This is a genomic window from Polynucleobacter antarcticus (assembly GCF_013307245.1).
Taxonomy (GTDB): Bacteria; Pseudomonadota; Gammaproteobacteria; order Burkholderiales; family Burkholderiaceae; genus Polynucleobacter; species Polynucleobacter antarcticus.
In genome coordinates, this window is the sequence record NZ_CP028941.1 from 1,859,577 (window position 1) to 1,877,759 (window position 18,183).

Genomic DNA, 18,183 nt, shown 5'->3' on the forward strand with positions numbered 1-18,183 from the left:
CCATGCCTATCCCAGAAAAATCTGCAGAGTTAAAAATAGCCGCTATTCAAATGGTATCAACTCCAGATATCCATGAAAATTTAACAGTAGCAGCACGACTTGTCAGTGCGGCGGCTCAGGATGGCGCGCAAGTAGCAGTGTTACCCGAATATTTCTGCCTGATGGGGCTGAAAGATACCGATAAAGTAAAGGCTCGTGAAGTACTAGGCAGCGGCCCAATTCAAGAACGCCTTGCAGCTATAGCAAAAGAAAATCATCTGCATTTAGTGGCAGGAACCATCCCTTTAGTAGCTGCTGACCCTCATAAGGTACTTAACACCACCCTGGTATTTGACCCACAAGGGCAGCAGATAGCCCGCTACGACAAAATACATTTATTTGGCTTTCAGACAAGTACTGAACGCTATCAAGAATCAGAAACCATTGAGGCGGGAAATACGGTAAGTCAATTATCTATCCGCGTACATGATGAAGATTGGCGGCTCGGTTTAAGCATCTGCTACGACCTTCGCTTTCCAGAGCTGTATAGAGAGATGGGGCACGTGGATTGCCACATTCTGCCTGCTGCATTTACCTACACTACAGGCAAAGATCACTGGGAAATTTTGCTACGAGCGAGAGCGATTGAAAACCAATGCTATTTTCTATCCTCTGCTCAAGGTGGAACCCATTTGAATCAACGCCGTACTTGGGGCAACACCATGTTGATTGATCCTTGGGGGGATGTAATATCCAACCTGCCCGAGGGTGAAGGCTTTATCAGCGGCATACTCAGCAAAAATAAATTAAAAGAGGTACGCTCTAAGTTACCTGCATTACAACACCGCAAGCTTTAACCAAGAAAGTTCAGCCAGATTACGATGAAAGTACCTGACACCTTATTTCCAAGTGATTGGACTAAACCTAAGAAGCAAGCAGATCTCATCAAGCTCGCTAAATCCATTTTGCTGGAGCCTACTGGACTTTCTGAGCAGGATTTACATCGCACTTTTGGTAGTATGTTTGCTCACCAGCTGGATGATGCAGATCTCTATTTTCAACACACGCGAAGCGAGAGTTGGAGTCTTGAAGAGGGTATCGTCAAATCTGGCAGTTTTAATATTGATCAAGGTGTAGGTGTTCGTGCCATTTATGGCGATAAAACAGCATTTGCCTACTCCGATGAAATTAATCTAGAAGCTCTAAATAAGGCTGCTAAATCTACTAGGGTGATTGGCCCCCAAGGTGGCAAGCAAGCGGTAGCTAGCAAACTATTTACGCCCATCTCCAATGAGCTTTACTCTGATTTAAATCCCTTGGAATCGCTAGCACCACAAGAAAAGATCGCCCTTCTTGAAAGTATTGAGCGTCGTGCTAAGGCACGTGATCCCCGCATCATTCAAGTAATGGCAAGCCTTGCTGGTGAATTCGATGTGGTACTAGTAGTCAGAGCAGATGGTCTTCTGGCTGCTGATGTACGTCCCTTGGTCAGAGTATCTGTCCATGTGATTGCTGAGCAAAATGGCCGCCGCGAATCAGGCTCTTCTGGTGGTGGTGCACGCCATGATTATCACTACTTTAATACCGAGCTTATTAATCAATATGTTGATGATGCGGTAGATGGAGCACTTATTAATTTAGAGTCCCGCCCGGCTCCCGCGGGTCCAATGACTGTGGTCATGGGACCCGGATGGCCCGGTGTCCTATTGCATGAAGCAGTGGGTCATGGGCTAGAAGGTGACTTTAATCGCAAGGGATCTTCTGCATTCGCTGGATGCATTGGTCAGCGAGTTGCTGCCAAAGGCGTTACTGTAGTGGATGATGGCACCCTCTCAGGTCGTCGCGGCTCACTCAATATCGATGACGAAGGTACGCCTACCCAATGCACCACTTTGATTGAAGATGGTATTTTGAAGGGCTATATTCAGGATAGTTTGAATGCACGCCTGATGAATATGCCACTTACCGGTAATGGCCGTCGCGAAAGCTTTGCGTCCTTACCGATGCCCCGTATGACCAACACCTACATGCTAGCCGGCAAAGATGATCCTCAAGAAATCGTGGCAAGCATTAAGCGTGGTCTTTATGCTGTCAATTTTGGTGGTGGGCAGGTAGATATCACTAGCGGTAAATTTGTCTTTTCTGCTTCTGAAGCGTACTGGGTAGAGAATGGGAAAATTCAATATCCGGTTAAAGGGGCTACGATTATTGGTAGTGGGCCTGAGTCCCTAAAGCAGGTGTCCATGATCGGAAATGACCTCAAATTAGATGGTGGGGTGGGGGTTTGCGGCAAAGAAGGTCAAAGTGTTCCTGTGGGTGTTGGGCAGCCGACTTTACGTATCGACAGCCTAACTGTGGGTGGAACTGCCTGATACGGCTTAAAATAGTCGTATGAGCCAACAAAACACGAACCCCGCTAATTGGTATGCCGTCGTCGATAAAACGTTGGATACAGATGATCAACGCATTGAGAATATTACCGTTCTGCCTCCGCCAGAGCATTTAATTCGCTTTTTTCCTATTGCAGGTACTCCCACTGAATCATTAATTGGTAAAACGCGTAAAAAAATTCGCGACATCATTCATGGCAAAGATGATCGCCTCTTGGTCATTATTGGTCCATGCTCGATTCATGATCCCAGCGCAGCACTAGAGTATTGCCAGCGATTAGTCGCTGAGCGTGAGCGCTTTGCTGGTGAACTAGAAATTGTGATGCGGGTCTATTTTGAAAAGCCTCGAACAACGGTTGGTTGGAAAGGCCTGATTAACGATCCGTACTTAGATGAGAGCTATCGCATTGAAGAAGGCCTGCGTATGGGGCGTCAAGTTCTCATGGAAATTAATCGCTTAGGCATGCCTGCAGGTAGTGAATTCTTGGACGTAATTTCTCCACAATATATTGCTGATCTGATTTCTTGGGGCGCCATTGGAGCACGTACAACAGAAAGTCAGATCCATCGCGAACTGGCATCCGGTTTATCTGCACCTATTGGCTTTAAAAATGGTACCGATGGCAATATCAAAATTGCAACCGATGCTATACAAGCAGCAAGCCGTCCACACCACTTTTTGTCTGTGCATAAAAATGGTCAAGTATCGATTGTGGAAACTAAAGGCAATAAGGATTGTCACGTTATCTTGCGCGGTGGTAAAGAGCCAAACTATGAGGCAAAGTTTGTGCAAGAGGCATGTGCTGAACTCGCAGCTGCAAAGCTTCCAGCCCGTTTAATGGTGGATCTTTCTCACGCAAACTCTAGCAAGAAACATGAGCGCCAAATCGTAGTTGCTGAGAATATTGCAGAGCAAATTGAATCTGGTTCACAGCAGATTTTTGGTGTCATGATTGAGAGTCACCTCATAGAGGGTGCACAAAAATTCTCACCGGGTAAAGACGATCCCAGAAAACTAACCTACGGACAAAGTATTACGGATGCCTGTATTAATTGGGAAGACTCTGTCAACGTGCTTCAACGCCTAGCACTAGCGGTGAAGAACAGTAGAAAAGCTAAGAAATAATACTGAGATTTAGAAAACTAGAAACTCGCAAAGAGGCTAATTTACTTAGCCTCTTTTTTTTCGTGCTTCCAAAGCACATCACTTCCACCAGCAGAGCGATTGAGTACGCGCGACAACACAAATAAAAGATCGGATAAACGATTGACGTATTGACGGGGCGCGTCATACAAAGGCTCTTCCCAACCTAAGCGGACGATGGATCGTTCAGCACGCCGACAAACTGTACGGCATACATGTGCCTGAGCAGCGGCACTAGTACCACCCGGCAGAATAAATTCAGTGAGTGGCGGCAAAGTGGCATTATATTTTTCGAGCCAAATATCAATTTGGGCTACCTGTTCTGGTTTGAGCAATGTGAAGTTGGGGATACATAGCTCTCCACCCAAATCAAATAAATCATGCTGTACCTGCAAAAACAGGGTTTTTAGCTCATCTGCCAAGCTCTCGGGAATGGCTTGGGTCATGAGAACGCCGATTTCAGAGTTCAGCTCATCTACGTCCCCCATGGCACAGATGCGCAAATGGTCCTTTTCCACGCGACTGCCATCGCCAAGCCCAGTCATGCCTGCATCGCCAGTTCTAGTGGCTATTTTTGAAAGTCGATTTCCCATAAAACTAATTATAGGTAAGTGGCTAAAATGATTCCTATGAATATGGTGACCCCTCCCCCCGAACTTGCGGCCATAACCGCCCTTCAATCCAAATTGGTAGAGGCCTTGCGCCCGATTCTTCCGGAATATGCCCTTCTTTGGGAGCCTGAGGACACCATTCCCTACGAATGTGACGGCCTGGCCGCCTACCGGCGCATGCCTTTGGCTGTAGCTTTACCGGAAACGGAAGCGCAAGTAAGCCAAATTTTGAAGGTTTGTTTTGCCATGCAAATCCCCGTGGTACCCCGTGGTGCTGGAACTGGGCTGTCGGGTGGAGCGATGCCGATATCTCAGGGCCTGGTCCTGTCTTTAGCGAAACTCAAAAAAATCATCAAGATTGACCCTTTTACGCGCACTGCAGTCGTGCAACCAGGCGTTCGTAATCTCGCTATTTCTGAAGCAGTTGCCCACCTTGGGCTGTATTACGCTCCAGACCCCTCTTCTCAAATTGCCTGCTCGATTGGCGGTAACGTCAATGAAAACTCTGGTGGCGTCCATTGCCTTAAATATGGCCTGACCTTACATAACGTTCTGCGCGTTCGCGGCATTCTAATGAACGGTGAAATTGTTGAATTCGGCAGCCATGCACCAGACTCCCCAGGCTTAGATTTATTAGCCGTTGTCATTGGCAGTGAAGGCATGTTGGCAGTAGTCACTGAAGTCACCGTTAAATTAGTCGCCAAGCCTAAATTAGCGCGCGTGATTATGGCCAGCTTTGACAACATTGAAAAAGGGGGTGATGCGGTAGCCGCAATCATCGCTGCAGGCATTATTCCTGCTGGCCTTGAGATGATGGATAAGGCCACCACTAGAGCGGTGGAAGAATTTGTACATGCGGGCTACGATCTGGAGGCAGAAGTGATCTTGCTCTGTGAGTCCGATGGAACACCTGAAGAGGTTGAAGAAGAAATTGAGCGGATGACGCGCGTGCTCGAAAATGCAGGTGCTAGTGGTATTCGTATTTCTCAAGATGAATCTGAACGTTTGAAGTTTTGGAGCGGTCGCAAAAATGCCTTTCCTGCAGCAGGACGACTAGCTGCTGACTACTACTGTATGGATGGCACTATTCCACGTAGACATATTGCGACCTTGCTGAGACGTATTCAAGCCATGGAGAAGAAGTATGGTCTTGCTTGTCTGAACGTCTTTCATGCAGGTGATGGCAATATGCATCCCCTTATTTTGTTTAATGGTGCTGATCAAGAAGAATGGCATCGTGCAGAAGACTTCGGCACAGAAATTCTAGAAGCGTGTGTTGAATTAGATGGCACCATCACTGGTGAACATGGAGTAGGTATTGAAAAAATTAATACCATGTGCGTTCAATTCGGTGAAGGTGAACGAGAGTCTTTCTGGGGCGTCAAAAGCGCCTTTGACCCAGAACGTTTAATGAATCCTAATAAAGCTATTCCTACCTTAAGTCGTTGTGCAGAGTATGGTCGCATGCGTATCAGTGGTGGCAAGTTACCCCACCCTGAATTGGAGCGCTTTTAATGTCGTATGGGAAGGTTGATAGTAATCCGCAGATTGATCAGTTTCGTGAACAAATTTTAGCTGCTGCTCAAACCCAAACACCTCTTTCGATTCAAGGGGGTGGGACTAAAGCTTGGTACGGAAATGTAAATACTTTTACTAAATTAGATACTCGCGCTTACTCTGGCATCTTGGAATATCAGCCTGAAGAACTCGTGATTACTGCTTGTGCAGGCACTCCTTTAAAAGATATTACGGCTGCACTGGCAGAAAAAAATCAGATACTTCCTTTTGAGCCACCCCACTTTGGTGAGGGCGCTACTTTTGGTGGTGCCATCGCCGCAGGTCTTGCAGGACCAGGCCGCATCACCGCAGGCAATCTGAGAGATTTTGTATTGGGCGCTCGCATTATGGATGGCAAGGGTCAAGCTTTGTCCTTCGGCGGCAAAGTGATGAAGAATGTCGCCGGCTATGACATCTCTCGCTTATTACCAGGTTCATTAGGAACCCTAGCGCTTCTGCTAGAGGCCTCTGTGAAGGTATTACCCAAGCCTGCAGCGACTGCAACACTCCGCTGTTCGTTACCTCAAGCACGCGCGCTCACATTATTGAATGAATGGGCAGGCCAACCTATTCCTTTATCTGCGAGTTGCTGGATAGGCTCCACATCATCAGATCAAGTGGGTGAATTAACGATTCGTCTGGCGGGCGCCGTTGCGGCAGTCAAATCAGCTATTCCTCTCATCAATTCAGTTATCAATACAACAGAATTAGACCCCAATGTAGCCACCGCGTTTTGGACGGATTTACGTGAACAGCAATTATCCGTTTTTACAAATCTTCAGGATGATGAAACGCTCTATCGTTTAGCGCTACCAGCTGCCTGTGGTCCACTCACGCTCTCCAATGGACAGGATGACATTGCACTCGAATGGCACGGACAACAAAGATGGTTTAAAGCACCCAGTGACGATACAACTTTTACAGCCATCAAAAACTTAGCCAACATTCATGGCGGACATGCCAGCCGTTTTAGGCAGGGATCACATGTTGATCCAAGCAAGCAGCGTTTTACTCTGCTGAGCGAACAAACCCATTCGGCAGCATTAGAGGCCGTGCAAGCACGCCTCAGAGCCGCCTTTGATCCAGCGGGCGTATTCGCTACTCACCGTCTTCCATAAGCCTGAATATGCAAACTCAACTCGCTCCCCAATTCGCTAATACCCCAGAGGGTATTGAGGTCGCCAGCATTCTAGGTAAATGTGTGCACTGTGGTTTCTGCACCGCTACCTGTCCTACCTATCAAATTCTGGGTGATGAATTAGATGGTCCACGGGGACGTATCTATCTCATTAAGCAAATGGCAGAAGGGCAGGCACCTACCGAGAAAACCCGTCTTCATCTCGATCGTTGTCTAACTTGCCGTAATTGTGAGACCACCTGCCCAAGTGGTGTGCAATATGGCAACCTTATTGATATCGGCCGTAAATGGGCAGAAGAAAATACTGCCCCACGCCCCTTATCCCAAAGACTGACGCGTTGGGCTCTCAAGGAAGGTTTAACAAGTCCAATTCTTTTTAACTCTGCAATGACACTGGGGCGTTTAATACGACCCCTCATGCCAAGCAGCATCAAACGCAAAGTTCCAGAAGTTAAAAACAAAGCATTGGCTAGTACTACCGATCCTTATGCAAGACCGCAAGCGACCCATGCACGCAAAATGCTGTTGCTGGAAGGTTGTGTTCAGCCAGGCATGCTGCCGAATATTAATTCTGCTACAGCGCGGGTATTGGATGCACTTCAAGTGCAGCTCATTAGCGCTCCGAATGCAACATGCTGTGGTGCGCTTCGCTATCACCTTAATGATCAAGCCGGTGGACTCGATAATGCTAAGCAAAATATAGATGCCTGGTGGCCCCTAATAGAAAGTGGCGTGGAAGCCATTGTGATGACGGCATCTGGTTGTGGAGTGATGGTCAAAGATTATGGCCACCTCTTTGCCAAGGACCCCGCATATGCCATGAAAGCAAAAACCATTGCCGATCTGACCAAAGATATCTCAGAAATCATGCCCGACTTACAAGCGGAGTTGGCTGCAATCGTTGGGGTCGACCCCAAAGCGGGTGTGATCTACCACCCGCCCTGCACCTTGCAACATGGACAACAAATTCGTGGAAAAGTAGAAGGGCTCTTATCTAGCATCGGTATTGGCGTGCGCTTATGTGCAGACAGTCACCTGTGCTGCGGCTCTGCGGGAACCTACTCAGTGACTCAACCAGAGTTGTCAGAGCAATTACGTAAAAATAAATTGGCTCATCTGCAAACTGCTTGCCAAGAGTCCGGCTCGCAAATAATCGTGTCGGGCAATGTGGGTTGTATTGCCCATCTTCAACAAGACGATACACCGGTATTGCATTGGATTGAAATCGTTGATCAGTTAATCACCCAAAAATCTAGCGCACCAGCATGAATCAAATCAGTACTAATTTGATGATGGTAAAGCAGAGATTGGAGCTCGCTGCCGTGGCAGCAAAACGTGAGCCTGAAGATATTTTGCTACTTGCGGTCAGCAAGGCCTTTCCAGCTAGAGCGGTTGAAGAGGCGATGCATGCTGGACAAACTGCTTTTGGTGAAAACTATGTTCAAGAAGGTGTTGAGAAAGTACAACAGCTCGCTAAATTACGCCCCTGGTTGCAATGGCATTTTATTGGACCAATACAAAGTAATAAAACTGCTGACGTGGCGGAGCATTTTGACTGGGTACATAGCATCGACCGCCTCAAAATTGCAGAGCGTCTATCGGCTCAACGGGGTGAGTTTCCTAAATTGGAACCACTTCAGGTTTGCGTACAAATCAACATTAGCGATGAAACCAGTAAAAGTGGCGCATCCAAAATCGAGGTAGAGGCACTTTGTGAGGCAATCACTAAACTGCCCAATTTGGTTTTAAGGGGGTTGATGGCCATTCCAGCACCTAGTAGCAAACCTGAGGAACAACGCCAAGCCTTTGAAGCGGTACGAGATTATTTCGTCGGCATAAAACTCAAGCACGCACAGGATTTTGGTTTTGATTTCTTTGACACTTTATCGATGGGTATGTCAGACGATATGGAAGCTGCTATTGCGGAAGGCAGTACGATTGTTCGAGTAGGTACTGCTATTTTCGGGAAGCGCGATAAGATTACGGCATGAACACAGCAAACTTAAACCAGAATGCCCGCATCACCTTTATTGGGGGCGGCAATATGGGCCGCGCCTTAATCAGCGGATTATTGGTAAATGGGTTTCAGTCTGAGCAGATATCCGTAGTGGAGGCTAATCCTGCTACTAGCCAAAACTTGCAACAGGATTTTGGTGTTCAAGTACTCGACTCTGTAGAGCGCATTGATTTTGATTTTTCCAAAGAGAATGTCGTCGTCATGGCTATCAAGCCACAAGACTTTCATATTGTCTCTAAGACCTTAAGCGCCAAACTAAAACATGCAACAACAGCCGGTCCGCTGATTGTGAGTATTGCCGCTGGTATACGCTTACAAGATATGAGCCGTTGGCTGGATCATGCGCGCTGCATTCGTGCGATGCCTAATACACCCGCTCTAATTGGTATGGGTATTACGGGATTATTTGCACAAGCCACCATCAATGATACTGACCGCGCCCTAGCAGAAACGATTTGCAAAGCGGTAGGTCAAACGGTGTGGGTTCATGAAGAAAAACTCATGGATGCCGTAACGGCAGTCTCGGGAAGTGGTCCAGCCTATGTCTTTGCTTTTTTAGAAGCACTGCAGACTAGTGGTGAAAAGCTAGGGTTGGATTCAGTCACTGCCCGTAAGCTGGCCTATGCAACCCTTGAAGGAGCGACACAGTTAGCTCATAACTCTGATGAGCATGCTGGAGTGCTGCGTGAGCGTGTTACTTCTAAAGGCGGCACCACTGCCGCCGCATTGGATGTGCTAAAACAACTCGATTGGCATGGCGCTCTTGAAAAAGCCATCGAAGCGGCTAATCAACGTGGCCAAACTATGGGTGATGAATTGGGTAAGAACTAGAACCCTAAACCCAACACAATTCCTAGAAATAAAAATCCGCCTAGCCAGTTGTTGTGCCGAAAAGCCTTAAAACAATCCTCACGCTTTCTACTAGAAACTAATTTGAGGTGATATAAAGCGCAAGCCAGGGCAAGAGTCCATCCGATCCAAAAGTAATGACTTAAATTAACGAGCTCAGCGACGACTATTTGACTGACAAGGAGGATGCTGTAACTCACTCCAATTGCTAGGACATCAAAACGGCCAAATGTAATGGCGGAAGTTCTCAAACCTAAGCGTAGATCATCTTCTCGATCCACCATGGCATAAGCCGTGTCATAGGCAATCGCCCAGAACACGTTACCCACAAACAATATCCAGGCCTCTAGCGGAATGAAGCCTAATACTGCCGCATAGGCCATCGGAATACCAAAGCCAAATGCAATGCCCAAGACCGCCTGTGGAAGTGCAAAAAAACGTTTCGTGAAGGGGTAAATAATGGCAACTGCTACCGCAAGAAATGAGAGTTCTTTGGTAAGCTCATTCAGAGGTTGAATTAATAAAAAGGCAAGCAATGCCAAACTGGCAGCAATCACTAAAGCTTCTTTTCCAGAAATCTTGCCACTGGTAATGGGTCTACCCTGAGTTCTTAAAACATGACGATCAAATTCACGATCGGCATAGTCATTCATAGCGCACCCTGCACTACGCATCAAAAAGGTACCGATGGAAAAAATAATCAGGAAAGACCATTCTGGAAATCCCCCACTGGCCAACCAAAGCGCCCAAAGGGTGGGCCATAACAACAGTAGGGTGCCGATCGGCTTATCAAGACGAATCAAATAGGCATAAGCAAGCAATCGCTGCAGAATAAAATTCATCATGCGATTATCACGCTTTCAGAAATTCTGTACGTGATCCAAGCCAACGCGCTAAATGCCTCTCGACTAAATCCGCATGTTCATTCAATAGACGATCAGCCGCCACTTGGGCCAATTCAATTAACCACGCATCGCGTTGCAAATCGACAAAGCGGAGCATGGCATCGCCTGATTGCTTTGCGCCAAGTAGTTCTCCGGGGCCGCGTAACGATAAATCTCGCTCTGCAATCACAAAGCCATCACTCGTTTCTCGTAAGGTTTGAAGGCGCTCTTTCGCCGCCATAGATAAGGGCTCTGCATACATCAAAATGCAGACTGAATCTGCTGAGCCGCGCCCTACTCGTCCCCTGAGCTGATGTATTTGGGCGTATCCAAATCGTTCTGCATGCTCAATCACCATCAGTGCTGCATTAGGAACATCCACTCCCACCTCAATCACCGTAGTAGCAACCAACAGCTGGATTTGATTTGCCTTAAACGCTGCCATCACGGCAGCCTTCTCTTCGCTTTTTAAACGCCCATGGACTAAGCCCACTGTAAAGTTGGGGAGTGCTAGCGTCAGCTGCTCAAAACTCTCGACTGCTGTCTGTAATTGCAAGACTTCAGACTCTTCAATTAAAGGGCAAACCCAATAAGCTTGCAGCCCTTTGGATAACCAATCGTGCAAACCCCCAATGACTTCATCTCGACGAGAAGCTTTCACTACTTTAGTAGTAATGGGTTTGCGACCAGGGGGTAATTCATCAATCACAGAAACATCCAGATCTGCATAGTAGGTCATTGCTAAGGTACGGGGTATTGGTGTTGCAGACATCATCAACTGATGACAATAAAATAGTTCTGAGCCAACGCGTTGCTGAATTTCTAAACGCTGCCTAACGCCAAAACGATGTTGTTCATCAATCACCGCCAATCCCAGCTTAGAAAAACTCACCTTATCCTGAATCAGGGCATGCGTTCCAATAATGAGCTGCGCACTACCGCTCTCAATCATTTCTTGCGCAAGCCTTTTTTCTTTCGCTTTTAAGCTACCAGACAGCCAGGCAATCTTGACACCTAAGGGCCCAAACCACTCTTGCATTTTGCGATAGTGTTGCTCTGCCAGAATTTCTGTAGGCGCCATGATGGCTGCTTGATAGCCCCGATCCATCATACGAGCCGCTGCCAAGGCTGCAATCACCGTCTTACCGCTACCCACATCGCCTTGTAATAAGCGGTTCATCGGGAATACTTGGGATACATCATGGTCAATTTCTGCCCATACACGCTCTTGAGCACCCGTTAATTGAAATGGTAATACGCCCAATAAGCCTGCCTCAATACTTTCTTCTCCTGAGGTTTTTGAGAAGCTCTTTTCAAAACTCGGCGCGCGTCTTTCTCTCCGAATAGCATGGGCACGTTTTAATGAAATTTGTTGCGCAAGCAGTTCTTCAAACTGCACGCGACGCCATGCTGGATGAGTGCGCTCTAACAAAGCCTGAGTATCGGCATCTGCGGGGGGCTGATGCAAATACGTAATCGCATCTTGTAAGGGTGGCCAATCCTGGCTTGGCAAAATTTCTGACATCAAGCTGCTAGGTAAAAATTCAGCCAAACTGTCCTTTAAGCTGGGCTCACGTAACGCTTGCAGTACTGCTTTACGAATCACAGCCTGAGACAATCCAGCACTAGCGGGATATACCGGTGTCAAACTGTGTGATAAGGGTGCATCAGGAGTCACGGCGCGCACGACCGGATGGACCATCTCCGCACCCAAAAACCCGTCGCGCACTTCTCCTCGAACTCGGACATGGCTGCCAACTGCCATTTGCTTTTGTTGGCTTGGATAAAAATTGAGAAAACGCAATTGCAAAGAGGCGGTATCATCCTCAATCGTGACCAACAACTGTCTTCTGGGACGAAAGAGCACTTGACTGCGGATCACCACTCCCTGAGTCTGAATCGCGTGAAACTTTCCTAGTCCCAGAGCCTCATCAATCGTAAAGAGTTCAGTTTCATCTTCATAGCGGGATGGCAGGTGCAAAGCAAGGGCCATAGGGCTGTTTAAGCCCATTTTTTCGAGTGAAGTTGGCGGTTGCTTGCGAGTCATCGTTAAAATCCAATACCTGATGGTAATGCTATGCAACTTTCCGACTTCAATTACGACCTCCCGCCCCATCTGATTGCCCAGCATCCCCTGGCCAACAGAACCGATAGCCGCCTCCTAGAGGTCAGGCCTCAGGGGGATAATGCAGCCCAATTAGTCGACCGGCAATTTCGGGACATCCTTGACCTTGTTAATCCTAGGGATTTACTCATTTTTAATGACACTAAGGTCATCCCTGCCCGCTTACACGGAAAAAAAGAGACTGGTGGCGTTGTTGAGTTATTAATTGAGCGGATTAGTGGGGATAAACAAGCTTGGGTGCAAATTCGAGCCTCCAAAGTGCCCAAAATTGGTGGGGTGATTCACATTCATAACTCAGCGGGTGAAAGCTTCCCCGTTGAAATGATTTGCTATGATGGCCGGTTTTATGAAGTTCTTTTTCCAGAAGAGATTTTCTCAGTACTAGAACGCTTTGGTGAGCTCCCTTTGCCGCCCTATATTGAGCATGACCCTAATGAAGAGGATAGTAATCGCTATCAAACTGTAGTAGCCAAAAACCCGGGTGCTGTAGCTGCCCCTACGGCTGGACTGCATTTCGATCAGAGTATCTTGAGCGCCCTCGGTGAGCGTGGTGTTGTCCATGCCACTATTACATTACATGTGGGTGCAGGGACTTTTACTCCCGTGCGAGAAGAGGACTTAAGTAAGCACCAGATGCATTACGAGTGGTTTTCTATTCCGCCAGAAACATTAAAAGCAATTGAAAATACCCGTCGCAATGGCGGTAGAGTGATTGCTGTGGGCACTACCAGTTTGCGCACTCTCGAAAGTTATGCCATTAATCAACAAAGTAATGGTGAAACGAATTTATTTATTACCCCTGGCTTTGTCTTTAAAACAGTCGATTGCTTACTCACAAACTTTCATTTACCAAAGTCCACTTTATTAATGCTCGTCAGCGCTTTTGCTGGGGTGGATAATATCCGTCATGCTTACCAACACGCCATTGCCAATGAATATCGTTTTTTTAGTTACGGCGATGCCATGTTGTTAAGTCGCACCCCTCATCCCCACTCATGACCAAACCCATTCACTTTAATATTTTGGCGCGTGATTCCGCGAGCCCTGCCCGCCTCGGTCAGCTGGACTTGCCTCATGGCAGTGTTCAAACTCCCATCTTCATGCCCGTGGGCACTTATGGCACCGTGAAAGCGATGACGCCACGGGATTTACATGAGGCTAAAGCACAAATTATTCTGGGTAATACCTTTCATCTCTGGCTACGACCAGGATTAGAGGTGATTAAAAAACATGGTGGCTTACATCGCTTTATGGCTTGGGATAAACCCATCCTGACTGACTCTGGTGGCTTTCAGGTGTTTAGCTTAGGTGCTTTGAGAAAAATTTCTGAAGAGGGCGTCACTTTCGCCTCCCCCATTAATGGCGATAAATTATTTATGTCGCCAGAAGTCTCTATGGAGATTCAGGCAATCCTCAATAGTGACATCGCTATGCAGTTTGATGAATGCACTCCTTATGAAATCAAAGGGCAATCTACTACAGAAAAAACTGCACGTGCCTCACTAGAAATGTCGCTGCGTTGGGGCGATCGCTCCTTAAAGCGCTTTCGGGAACTTGAGACCGGTAACGGCCTATTTGGGATTGTCCAAGGCGGCATGTTTGAAAACCTGCGTGAGTTCTCCTTAGATGCTGTCAGTCAGCAAGGGTTTGATGGCATTGCTATTGGCGGCCTCTCTGTAGGAGAACCAAAACCTGAATTTGAGCGTATCTTAAACTTCACCGCACCCAAACTGCCAGAGCATATGCCCCATTATTTAATGGGCGTAGGCACACCAGAAGATCTGATCTTGGGCGTCAGCCTTGGTATCGATATGTTTGACTGTGTCATGCCTACCCGCAATGCGAGGAATGGCTGGCTCTTTACTCGCTTTGGTGACCTGAAACTCAGAAATGCCGGCTATAAAGAGGATGACCGCCCTGTAGACCCAACTTGCGCTTGCTACACCTGCCAAAATTTCACCAGATCCTATCTCAATCATCTGCAGAAGGCGAATGAGATCTTGGGCTCCCAGCTCAATACGATCCATAACCTTTCCTACTACTTGCAGCTCATGGAAGAGGTCAGAGAATCGCTTCGCAAGGACCGATTTAGCGCCTACCGCGAGGAATTTCACCAAAATCGCCAACGTGGTGTGGAGCCAGGGCAGGATTAATACCCCTTTGGCAGTAAGCGCTAAGCATTGCCTGCCTTAAATCAGGCTTCCAAGCCCCATACAGTTTAGAATTGTAGGTTGACGGCTGTGCCTTACCAGCCTAAATTTTAAGCAGTTTTTTTTGATCATTATCGGAGGTTTTATATGTGGATTAGTAACGCGTTTGCCCAGGCTCCAGCCGCGGGCCTAGATGCTGGTGGTTTGATGAGTTTTCTTCCTTTGGCCCTGATGTTTGTCGTTTTGTACTTCATCATGATTCGCCCTCAAATGAAGCGTCAAAAAGAAACCAAAGCGATGTTGGAATCTTTAGCAGTCGGCGATGAAGTGGTTACTATCGGCGGCATCTTAGGCAAGATTACAAGCTTAAAAGATCAAGCCATCACCGTTGAAATTGCCTCCGGCACTGAAGTACATATGCAAAAAGGTGCGATCACTGCTGTATTGCCAAAAGGCACATTGAAGTCTGCTTAATCTGTTTGCTTAAAAGTATCTCAATATGAATCGCTACCCTCTCTGGAAATATATCGTCATCCTGGTTGCTTTATTGATCGGAGGACTGTATTCATTACCCAATATTTACGGAGAGGCTCCGGCGGTTCAAGTCTCATCCGCTAAACCAACCATCAAGGTTGATTTAGCGATTCAGTCCCGAGTAGAAAAAATTCTTGCGGACCAGAACATCAGTACTACCGGTATCTTCTTTGAATCTACCGGTAGCGTAGGCTCTATAAAAATTCGTTTTAACAACACGGATATTCAATTACAAGCACGTGACTTACTACAGCAAAAATTGAATGTCGATCAAAACGATCCTAATTTCACTGTTGCTTTGAATCTGCTCTCCAATACACCGGGGTGGCTGAGTTCTATCAATGCATTACCGATGCCGCTTGGTCTTGACTTGCGTGGAGGTGTTTACTTCCTATTGCAAGTAGACATGAAGGGGGCTGTACAAAAGAAAGTGACTTCCTTAGCGACCGATATTCGCAGTCAACTGCGTGATAAGGCATTGCGTCATCAAGGTATTGAGCGTGGGCCAGAGAGCATCACTATTAGCTTTGGAAGTACGGAAGAGGCAGAAAAGGCGCGCACTTTATTAAATACCAGTCAGCCTGATCTGATTTGGCAAGTAAAACCTACCGGACTCTCTCCAAAGCTAGTCGGTGAATTTAAGCCTGCAGCCTTAAAAGAAATTCAAGATAACGCAGTAAAACAAAATATTGTTACTCTTAATAAACGCGTTAATGAGTTAGCGGTTAAAGAGCCTGTGATTCAACAGCAAGGTGCCGAGCGTATCGTAGTGCAGTTGCCAGGCGTTCAAGATACTGCGCGTGCAAAAGATATTATTGGTCGTACCGCCACTCTAGAGTCACGCTTAGCTGATCCACTGGTGTCGACAATCGGTATTGGTGAGACTCCTCCCCCCGGTATGGATGTATTTCGCTTTGGTGAAAATCGCCTAGGTGTTTTCAAGAAGTCAGTGATTTTTAGTGGTGATCGCATTACCGATGCCAGTGCTGGATTTGATCAAAATCAGCGCCCTTCAGTCAATATCTCATTAGACTCTGCTGGCGGCCGTGTCATGCAAGAAGTCACACGTGAAAACATTGGTAAGCCAATGGGCATGATCTTGTTCGAAAAGGGCAAGGGTGAGGTATTAACCATTGCCACTATTCAAAGTGAATTTGGTTCTAAGTTTCAGATTACCGGTCAGCCCACCACTGAAAGCGCCAATGATTTAGCGCTACTCTTACGTGCAGGTTCTTTGGCAGCCCCGATGGAGATTATTGAAGAGCGTACGATTGGCCCAAGTCTGGGTGCTGAAAATATTGAGAAGGGCTTTACCTCTTTAATCATTGGATTTGCAGCAATTGCCCTCTTCATGATGGCTTACTACCTCTTATTTGGTACTTTCTCGGTGATTGCCTTGGCGGTCAACTTATTACTTTTGATTTCTGTTTTGTCGATGCTTCAAGCGACATTAAGCTTGCCAGGTATTGCGGCGATGGCACTGGCATTGGGTATGGCGATTGACTCTAACGTACTGATCAATGAACGAATTCGGGAAGAGCTACGTAATGGTGTTGCGCCACACACTGCGATAGCTGTAGGCTTTGATAAAGCATGGGCGACCATCTTAGACTCCAACATCACAACTCTTATTGCAGGTCTGGCGCTGCTTGCTTTTGGCTCAGGACCTATTAAAGGATTTGCAGTAGTACATTGTCTGGGTATTTTGACATCCATGTTCTCGGCCGTTTTCTTCTCGCGCGGCATTGTTAATCTTTGGTACGGTAAACATAAGAAAATTCAGAAACTCGCTATCGGCCAAGTCTGGCGTCCACAGGGGAAATAAATCATGGAATTTTTCCGAATAAAAAAAGATATCCCCTTCATGCGCCATGCCTTGGCGCTTAATGCGGTTTCTTTCGTTACTTTCTTTGCAGCAGTATTCTTTCTTTGGCAAAACGGTTTGCACCTATCGATTGAATTCACTGGTGGTACTGTCATGGAGGTCACCTATCCGAAGACTGCCCCCCTTGAATCTATTCGTACGAGCGTAGAAAAACTAGGTTACACAGATACCCAAATTCAGAACTTTGGCAGTTCACGCGATGTGATGATTCGCTTGCCATTACAAAAAGATGCCGAAGGAAAAGTGATTCCCTCAGCAGATCAAAGTGCAGCAGTGATGCAAGCGCTTGATCCCAACGCTACAGGCGCCAAACTACAGCGTGTGGAATTTGTTGGGCCTCAAGTCGGTAAAGAGTTGGCGTGGGATGGCTTGAAAGCCTTGATCTTTGTAATTATTGGTATTGTGATTTATTTGTCTTTCCGCTTTGAGTGGAAGTTTGCGCTGGCCGGTATTATTGCGAACTTACATGACATTGTGATCATTCTTGGCTTCTTTGCCTTCTTCCAGTGGGAGTTCTCCCTCTCTGTATTGGCCGCAGTTCTTGCAGTATTAGGCTACTCCGTCAATGAATCCGTTGTGATCTTTGACCGTATTCGTGAAAACTTTCGCAAATACCGCAAGATGACTACTCGAGAGATTATTGATAATGCGATTACTAGCACCATTAGCCGCACGGTGATCACTCACGGTAGTACGGAGATGATGGTTTTGGCCATGTTGATTTTTGGTGGTCCCAGCCTTTACTACTTTGCATTAGCACTGACGATCGGCATCTTATTTGGTATCTATTCTTCCGTATTCGTAGCGGCATCGATAGTGATGTGGCTTGGTGTAACACGTGAAGATCTTGTGAAGAGTGAGCGCAAATCCGATGACGCTAGCCGTACTGATGACCCCAACTACGGGGCGCAACTTTAAAG

General features: G+C 46.9%; 16 protein-coding genes. 13 read left to right on the forward strand and 3 right to left on the reverse strand.

All coding sequences use genetic code 11. The annotated features are described in order from the left end of the window. The first annotated feature begins 2 nt into the window (after positions 1 to 2). The 3 genes from DCO16_RS09615 to DCO16_RS09625 are packed head-to-tail and all read left to right on the forward strand — an operon-like array spanning position 3 to position 3,495. Positions 3 to 836 (forward strand): carbon-nitrogen hydrolase family protein, encoded by an 834-nt coding sequence (locus DCO16_RS09615; protein ID WP_173943437.1) that lies wholly within the window; start codon positions 3 to 5, stop codon positions 834 to 836. A gap of 24 nt (positions 837 to 860) precedes the next feature. Next, a complete protein-coding gene (tldD, locus tag DCO16_RS09620) occupies positions 861 to 2,351 on the forward strand; it encodes a metalloprotease TldD (protein ID WP_254598038.1) in 1,491 nt (496 codons plus the stop codon). A gap of 19 nt (positions 2,352 to 2,370) precedes the next feature. Beyond that, entirely contained in the window at positions 2,371 to 3,495 is a 1,125-nt protein-coding gene (locus DCO16_RS09625) for a 3-deoxy-7-phosphoheptulonate synthase (protein WP_217426657.1), read from the forward strand. 41 nt (positions 3,496 to 3,536) lie between these two features. Here the strand turns inward: DCO16_RS09625 and DCO16_RS09630 are convergent, their stop codons facing one another. Further along, complete coding sequence (locus tag DCO16_RS09630) at positions 3,537 to 4,106, reverse strand: cob(I)yrinic acid a,c-diamide adenosyltransferase (RefSeq protein ID WP_173943438.1); 570 nt, start codon at positions 4,104 to 4,106, stop codon at positions 3,537 to 3,539. A 27-nt stretch (positions 4,107 to 4,133) separates the two neighbouring features. Here DCO16_RS09630 and DCO16_RS09635 point away from each other — a divergent pair, with 27 nt between their 5' ends. Genes DCO16_RS09635 through proC form a run of 5 tightly spaced genes read left to right on the forward strand, consistent with a single transcriptional unit; the run spans position 4,134 to position 9,667 of the window. Next, on the forward strand, positions 4,134 to 5,639 hold the full coding sequence (locus tag DCO16_RS09635; protein ID WP_173943863.1) for an FAD-linked oxidase C-terminal domain-containing protein: 1,506 nt from the start codon (positions 4,134 to 4,136) through the stop codon (positions 5,637 to 5,639). Continuing rightward, positions 5,639 to 6,799, forward strand: coding sequence for a glycolate oxidase subunit GlcE (gene glcE / locus DCO16_RS09640; protein WP_173943439.1), 1,161 nt, complete (start codon positions 5,639 to 5,641; stop codon positions 6,797 to 6,799). Before DCO16_RS09635 ends, glcE begins: the two co-directional genes overlap by 1 nt. Before the next feature lie 8 nt (positions 6,800 to 6,807). Beyond that, positions 6,808 to 8,088 (forward strand): glycolate oxidase subunit GlcF, encoded by a 1,281-nt coding sequence (gene glcF / locus DCO16_RS09645; protein WP_173943440.1) that lies wholly within the window; start codon positions 6,808 to 6,810, stop codon positions 8,086 to 8,088. Continuing rightward, the gene (locus tag DCO16_RS09650) at positions 8,085 to 8,810 is read left to right on the forward strand and encodes a YggS family pyridoxal phosphate-dependent enzyme (RefSeq protein WP_173943441.1); all 726 of its coding nucleotides are present in this window, start codon (positions 8,085 to 8,087) and stop codon (positions 8,808 to 8,810) included. Before glcF ends, DCO16_RS09650 begins: the two co-directional genes overlap by 4 nt. Then, positions 8,807 to 9,667: a pyrroline-5-carboxylate reductase gene (gene proC / locus DCO16_RS09655; RefSeq protein ID WP_173943442.1), complete on the forward strand. Its 861-nt coding sequence runs from the start codon at positions 8,807 to 8,809 to the stop codon at positions 9,665 to 9,667. The genes DCO16_RS09650 and proC overlap by 4 nt, the downstream gene beginning before the upstream one ends. Here the strand turns inward: proC and ubiA are convergent. Both ubiA and recG read right to left on the reverse strand, forming a co-directional pair. Further along, the gene (gene ubiA / locus DCO16_RS09660; RefSeq protein ID WP_415836227.1) at positions 9,664 to 10,518 is read right to left on the reverse strand and encodes a 4-hydroxybenzoate octaprenyltransferase; all 855 of its coding nucleotides are present in this window, start codon (positions 10,516 to 10,518) and stop codon (positions 9,664 to 9,666) included. The two genes, proC and ubiA, sit on opposite strands and share 4 nt — an antisense overlap. Before the next feature lie 19 nt (positions 10,519 to 10,537). Then, positions 10,538 to 12,616, reverse strand: coding sequence for an ATP-dependent DNA helicase RecG (gene recG, locus DCO16_RS09665; protein WP_173943443.1), 2,079 nt, complete (start codon positions 12,614 to 12,616; stop codon positions 10,538 to 10,540). Positions 12,617 to 12,646: 30 nt separating this feature from the next. Between recG and queA the strand changes: the two genes are divergently transcribed. The 5 genes from queA (at position 12,647) to secF (ending at position 18,181) form a co-directional block, all read left to right on the forward strand. Further along, entirely contained in the window at positions 12,647 to 13,693 is a 1,047-nt protein-coding gene (gene queA, locus DCO16_RS09670) for a tRNA preQ1(34) S-adenosylmethionine ribosyltransferase-isomerase QueA (RefSeq protein ID WP_173943444.1), read from the forward strand. Continuing rightward, positions 13,690 to 14,847, forward strand: coding sequence for a tRNA guanosine(34) transglycosylase Tgt (gene tgt, locus DCO16_RS09675; RefSeq protein WP_173943445.1), 1,158 nt, complete (start codon positions 13,690 to 13,692; stop codon positions 14,845 to 14,847). The genes queA and tgt overlap by 4 nt, the downstream gene beginning before the upstream one ends. Positions 14,848 to 14,991: 144 nt before the next feature. Further along, positions 14,992 to 15,318, forward strand: coding sequence for a preprotein translocase subunit YajC (gene yajC, locus DCO16_RS09680; RefSeq protein ID WP_173943446.1), 327 nt, complete (start codon positions 14,992 to 14,994; stop codon positions 15,316 to 15,318). Between the two features lie 25 nt (positions 15,319 to 15,343). Further along, on the forward strand, positions 15,344 to 17,203 hold the full coding sequence (gene secD, locus DCO16_RS09685; RefSeq protein ID WP_173943447.1) for a protein translocase subunit SecD: 1,860 nt from the start codon (positions 15,344 to 15,346) through the stop codon (positions 17,201 to 17,203). Positions 17,204 to 17,206: 3 nt separating this feature from the next. After that, the gene (gene secF / locus DCO16_RS09690; protein WP_173943448.1) at positions 17,207 to 18,181 is read left to right on the forward strand and encodes a protein translocase subunit SecF; all 975 of its coding nucleotides are present in this window, start codon (positions 17,207 to 17,209) and stop codon (positions 18,179 to 18,181) included. Positions 18,182 to 18,183 lie beyond the last annotated feature (2 nt).

What these genes read in the sequence shown, in the direction of transcription:
- DCO16_RS09625 (WP_217426657.1), top strand. Translation starts at nt 2,371, where the DNA reads ATGAGCCAACAAAACACGAACCCCGCTAATTGGTATGCCGTCGTCGAT.
- DCO16_RS09615 (WP_173943437.1), top strand. Translation starts at nt 3, where the DNA reads ATGCCTATCCCAGAAAAATCTGCAGAGTTAAAAATAGCCGCTATTCAA.
- queA (WP_173943444.1), top strand. Translation starts at nt 12,647, where the DNA reads ATGCAACTTTCCGACTTCAATTACGACCTCCCGCCCCATCTGATTGCC.
- tgt (WP_173943445.1), top strand. Translation starts at nt 13,690, where the DNA reads ATGACCAAACCCATTCACTTTAATATTTTGGCGCGTGATTCCGCGAGC.
- glcE (WP_173943439.1), top strand. Translation starts at nt 5,639, where the DNA reads ATGTCGTATGGGAAGGTTGATAGTAATCCGCAGATTGATCAGTTTCGT.
- DCO16_RS09635 (WP_173943863.1), top strand. Translation starts at nt 4,134, where the DNA reads ATGATTCCTATGAATATGGTGACCCCTCCCCCCGAACTTGCGGCCATA.
- secD (WP_173943447.1), top strand. Translation starts at nt 15,344, where the DNA reads ATGAATCGCTACCCTCTCTGGAAATATATCGTCATCCTGGTTGCTTTA.
- tldD (WP_254598038.1), top strand. Translation starts at nt 861, where the DNA reads ATGAAAGTACCTGACACCTTATTTCCAAGTGATTGGACTAAACCTAAG.
- DCO16_RS09650 (WP_173943441.1), top strand. Translation starts at nt 8,085, where the DNA reads ATGAATCAAATCAGTACTAATTTGATGATGGTAAAGCAGAGATTGGAG.
- secF (WP_173943448.1), top strand. Translation starts at nt 17,207, where the DNA reads ATGGAATTTTTCCGAATAAAAAAAGATATCCCCTTCATGCGCCATGCC.
- recG (WP_173943443.1), bottom strand. Translation starts at nt 12,616, where the DNA reads ATGACTCGCAAGCAACCGCCAACTTCACTCGAAAAAATGGGCTTAAAC.
- proC (WP_173943442.1), top strand. Translation starts at nt 8,807, where the DNA reads ATGAACACAGCAAACTTAAACCAGAATGCCCGCATCACCTTTATTGGG.
- DCO16_RS09630 (WP_173943438.1), bottom strand. Translation starts at nt 4,106, where the DNA reads ATGGGAAATCGACTTTCAAAAATAGCCACTAGAACTGGCGATGCAGGC.
- yajC (WP_173943446.1), top strand. Translation starts at nt 14,992, where the DNA reads ATGTGGATTAGTAACGCGTTTGCCCAGGCTCCAGCCGCGGGCCTAGAT.
- glcF (WP_173943440.1), top strand. Translation starts at nt 6,808, where the DNA reads ATGCAAACTCAACTCGCTCCCCAATTCGCTAATACCCCAGAGGGTATT.